At 72.1% G+C, this 4794-nt stretch carries 3 protein-coding genes; 2 read left to right on the top strand and 1 reads right to left on the bottom strand.

The window, feature by feature from the left end; all coding sequences use genetic code 11:
- Positions 1–226: 226 nt before the first annotated feature.
- Both ACFWI9_RS07275 and ACFWI9_RS07270 read left to right on the top strand, forming a co-directional pair.
- Positions 227–1279 carry a cytochrome d ubiquinol oxidase subunit II gene (locus ACFWI9_RS07275; RefSeq protein ID WP_387159540.1) on the top strand — a complete coding sequence of 351 codons (1053 nt, stop codon included), beginning with the start codon at positions 227–229 and terminating at the stop codon, positions 1277–1279.
- 15 nt (positions 1280–1294) lie between these two features.
- Entirely contained in the window at positions 1295–3052 is a 1758-nt protein-coding gene (locus tag ACFWI9_RS07270) for a cation:proton antiporter (RefSeq protein ID WP_387159566.1), read from the top strand.
- A gap of 125 nt (positions 3053–3177) precedes the next feature.
- Here ACFWI9_RS07270 and ACFWI9_RS07265 read toward each other — a convergent pair whose 3' ends face one another.
- Positions 3178–4632, bottom strand: coding sequence for an MmgE/PrpD family protein (locus ACFWI9_RS07265; protein ID WP_387159539.1), 1455 nt, complete (start codon positions 4630–4632; stop codon positions 3178–3180).
- Positions 4633–4794: the final 162 nt, after the last annotated feature.

The following is a 4794-nucleotide window of genomic DNA, read 5'->3' as shown; positions in this document are numbered from 1 at the left end:
TGTTTTAGTTGATCTTTTGGGTTTTGTCCGTGCCCCTGCTGCTCGCGGTGCCCCCCGGGGGGCGCCCGGGGGAGGGGGGCGCGGCGGGCCGGCCGCACACCGACGGCGAGCGACCGGAGGACTTCACCCCCTACGGCCCCCGGCCCGAACCGCGCGCCCATGGCACTCCGGCAGGACACGGCACAGGGCCGGGCGCCGGCCCGGGCTCCGGACGAGGCGGCACCCCATGACGATCGCCGACATCATCGCCGTCGTCCTGCTGCTCGCGGTCGCCGCCTACGCCTGTGCGGGCGGCACCGACTACGGCGCCGGATTCTGGGACCTGGTCGCCGGTGGCGCGGAGCGCGGCAAACGGCCCCGTTCGCTGATCGACCACGCCATGGCCCCCGTCTGGGAGGTCAACAACGTCTGGCTGATCTTCATCCTGGTCATCATGTGGACAGGATTCCCGGTGCTGTTCCAGACCGTGTTCTCGGCGATGTGGCTGCCGCTGGCGCTCGCCGCCGTCGGACTCGTACTACGCGGCGCCGGATTCGCCCTGCGCAAGCCCATGCGCCGGCTGTCCCGGCGGCGCCTGTACGGGGCGGTCTTCGCGATCTCCTCGCTCCTCACCCCGTTCTTCCTCGGCGCGGCCGTCGGCGGGATCGCCTCGGGGCGGGTGGCACCGGGCACCGAGGCCTCCGCCGACGCCTGGTCCAACCCCACCTCCGTGTTCTTCGGGCTGCTCACCATCGCTGCCACCGCCTTCCTGGGCGCGGTGTTCCTGCTCTCGGACGCCAAGCGCTTCGCCGAACCCGACCTGATGGGCTACTTCAGACTCCGGGCGTGCGGCAGCCTGGCCGTCGTGGTGCTGCTCGGGGTGGCCGCGTTCGCCGTCACACGCGACGACGCACCGCACGTCTGGCACGGCCTCACCCACGGCGCGGGCCTGGTCTTCGTGGTGCTCGCCGCGGTGTGCGCGGTCGGCACCGCCGTGGAACTGGCGCGGGGCGCCACCCGCTGGACCCGTCCGGCGGCCGTCGGTCTGGTCGCGTCGGGCGTGATCGCCTGGGGACTCGCCCAGCGCCCCTATCTGATCCCCACCTCACTGACCGTACGGGACGCGGCCGGTGACCCCACCACCATGGTCTGGCTGGCCTTCATCACCCTTGGCGCCGTGATTCTGGTCTGCCCCGCCGTCGTCCTGCTGTACTGGCTGGACACCCATGGCGAGCTGGAATCACTCGGCGACGAGGATCTGCGGCAGAGCGGGGCCGGAAGCTCCGCCGACGGAGCCTGACGGGCCACGCGGGTGCTGAGCGCCGACGAGTTCCTGCTCGGTATCGCACTGACCGTGGTGCTCGCCGCGGGCTGCCAGATCCTGGCGAACCGGCTGCGTATCCCGGCGATCATCCTGCTGCTGCCGGTGGGGTTCACGGCGGGCGCGCTGACCGATGTCGTCCATCCCGACCAACTGGCCCCGCAGCAGTTCCCGTCCATCGTCTCGCTGTCGGTCGCGGTGATCCTCTACGACGCCGGCCTCAGCCTGGAAATGCGCCATCTGAAGGGCCGCACCCGCTCGGTGGTGGCCCGGCTGCTGCTGCTCGGGGTGCTGATCACCTGGGCCGCTGTGCTGGCGGTCGGCCCGGTACTGTTCGGCGTCCCGGCCGCCGTCGCCGTGATGCTGGGAGTCATCCTCGTGGTCTCGGGACCGACGGTGATCGGGCCCCTGCTGGAATACGTCCGGCCTTCCGAACAGGTGCGCCGTGTCCTCGTCTGGGAAGGCACCCTCATCGACCCGGTCGGAGGCATGCTCGGGGCGCTGGTGTTCCACTCGATCCTGGTCGGGGGCTTCCAGGTCGGCAAGGGCTTCCACATCGGCGAGTTCTTCCTCAGCGCTCTCGTCGGACTGGCCGGCGGGGCGATCGGGGCCGCGCTGCTGTGGTTCGCGCTCGGCACCCTGCGACTCGGCGAGCCCCTCGGCACACTGGTCCAACTGGCGGTCGTGGTGGGGGTGTCGGCGGTCTGCGACGTACTGCGTGATGACACGGGGCTGATCGCCGCCATCGTGACCGGGCTCGCGGTCGCCAACCTACGCGGGCTCGACATGCCCGTGCGACGCCCCTTCTTCGAGACCCTGGTCCAACTGATCATCGGCTTGCTGTTCATCTCCATCTCGGCGTCCGTCACTCCCGGTTCCCTACGGCCGGTGCTGCTCCCCGCCCTCGGCCTGATCGCGCTGCTGGTACTGGTGGTCCGGCCGCTCCTCGCGTTCCTGTCCACCTCACGGGCCGGGCTGGGCGGCGGTGAGCGCGCGTTCATCGGCTGGATGGCACCACGCGGAATCGTCGCCACGTCCACGGCGTCGGCCTTCGCCGGCAGCCTGGACGAGGCGGGTCTGCGCGGCTCGGATGTGATCCTCCCCGTCACGTTCCTCGTCGTCGTCGGCACCGTCCTGGTGTACGGGTTCACCGCGGTGCCGGTGGCCGGCCGGCTCGGTGTCTCCCGGTCCGCCAGGGCCCGCCCGCTGCTGGTGGGGGGCGAATCCTGGGCTGTCGCACTGGGCCGCTGCCTGCGCTCGGCCGGGCTCGACGTACTGATGTGGGCGGGCCCCGAAGAGCAGCGGGAGCGCATCCGCGGCGCCGGGCTCACCCTCGCCCCGGGCGAACTGCTGGCCACCGCCACGGCCCCAGGATCCCGGCTGGAGGGCGTCAGCGCGGTGTTCCTGCTGACCGATGACGACGACTTCAACGCCCTGGTCTCGGTCCTGGTCCAGGACAGCGTGGAGGAGCCGGTGCACCGCGTCGGCCCGCCGGACGACAGCACCGGCGCCGTCGCCCCGTACACCGACCGCGACATCCTCTTCGGCCCCGGGCTCCTGCGCCGCACCATCGCCGAACGCTATGAGCGAGGCGGACGCTTCGTGCTGGCCGGGCCGGGCGGTGAGCTGCCCGCGGACCACGACCTGCTGTTCGTGGTCCGTGCGGACGGCCGACTGGAACCGGCCACCGCGACACATCCGGTGCGCCCTGGCCCGGGTGACAGGGCGGTGCTGCTGGGTCCCGGCTCCTGAGACGCGCCGGAGTCGGGTCGGGTCCCCTGCCGTTGCCCCGTCAGGCGGGCCGGTCCTCCTTCAGCGCGACGAATCCCCGGCCATGCACACGCGCGAGCGGGCGGCTCCGGGCATCCTGGGCATGGTCAGAGTCCGGCTTCGGCCACACCCGGCCGGAGCAGTTCGATCAGCGGAGTGACGCCGGGCAGGCGGTCGAGGCCGAGAACCACCTCCTCCAGCGCCGCGGCGCGGTCCGGATCGATCAACGGCCGGGTCAGGGCACGGTACTTGTCGACGATCTCCGCGTTGGTGAGCTGGTTCTCGCCGACGCCGCGAGGGTGGACCACCTCGGCCTCGTGGACGGTGCCGTCGTCCAGGGAGATCCTCACCCGGGTGGCAAGCTGCTGGTCCAGCCGCTCGTCATAGGCGGGGTCGTGATGGGTCCGTGTCCGTGCGATCAGTCGCCACACATCGTCGCGGGCGGCCCGCTCGGCCGTGAACTGCTCCGGCAGACCGGCCCCGTCGAGCAGCACCACCGCCACTCCATAGGCGAGGTTCATCTGGGCGCCGATCGGCTCCAGGGGCCGGCTGGCCGTCCAGCCGCACTTCTCGTACATGCCCTGAGCGAGGTCGATCCGGATCCCGCTGATCGCGTCGGGGTCGAAGCGGTGCTCGTTTCGCAGTCGCAGCGCGGCGTCCATCGCGGCATGCATACCGCCGCAGGCGGCGTACGGCTTGACCGCGATACGGGTCGTCTCCCAGGCGTCGCCCAGATCCGCGGTGACGCGTGAGGGGTCGGGCGCCGGATCCTGGCCCTGGCTGAAGGTGGAGAGGAAGCCGCCGTAGTCGCGTTCGAAGACCTGCTTGATACCGACGTAGCCCTGTGCGGCCAGGGCGGCGGCGACCAGTCCGTTGCGGGCCGTGAAGCCGTGGTGCATGCGTTTGACCATGGATTCGAACTGCACCGACATGAGGCCACCGGCCTGGGTGCAGGCCATTCCGATGGCGTCCTCGAAGGCGGCGGCGTCCAGTTCGTACAGGCAGCCGGCCGCTGCGGCTGCCGCCGGGCCCCCGAAGACCGTGCCCGAGTGCCAGCCGCGGATCATGATGTCCGATCCGTGCAGGGCCATTCCCACCCGCGGGCCGACCTCGTAGCCCAGGATCGCCGCGAGCAGGAACCGCGCGCCGGTCAGGTCCGGGCGCCTGGCGGCGACGGCCAGCAGCGGCGGCAGGATCAGGGCGTTGCTGTGCAGGGGGCCGAAGGGGTGGTAGTCGTCGAGCTCGAAGCCCTGGATGAAGCCGGAGTTGAGCATCGTCGCGGTCAACGGACCGGCGGTGAGGCCGTCCCAGCCGATGATCGCCGCGTCACCCATGCCGTCCAGGGCGGTGAGCGCCTCGACGGCGATCTTCGAGGCCGGCAGCCGCGCACCCACCAGCGCGCAGCCGACCCCGTCCAGCAGCAGATGCCGGGCCCGCTCCCGCACCGGCTCGGGCACCTCGTCCAGCGTGGTGCCGGCAAGCCAGGTCGCCAGCCGCCCGGTGGGCCCGGTGGGATCACTCGCGGCGGAACCCGAGCCGGGGGAGCGTGAGGTGACGGCCATGTCCCATTGTCCGTCCGGGTGCTCGACCGCGGTGGGTCGGCGCGCTCGACGTGTTCACCCGATCGGACGCCGGATGGCGGCGCAACCCGCACGGCTGGCGGGGGACGCCCCCCACCGGGGGGGCGCGCCCCCCGTGCGGGGGGGGGGGCCCCCCCCCGCCCC

The organism is Streptomyces sp. NPDC127084 (assembly GCF_042724175.1).
Lineage (GTDB): Bacteria > Actinomycetota > Actinomycetes > Streptomycetales > Streptomycetaceae > Streptomyces.
Note: the sequence above shows the minus strand (reverse complement) of the source record. Positions and strands in the feature narration are given on the sequence as shown.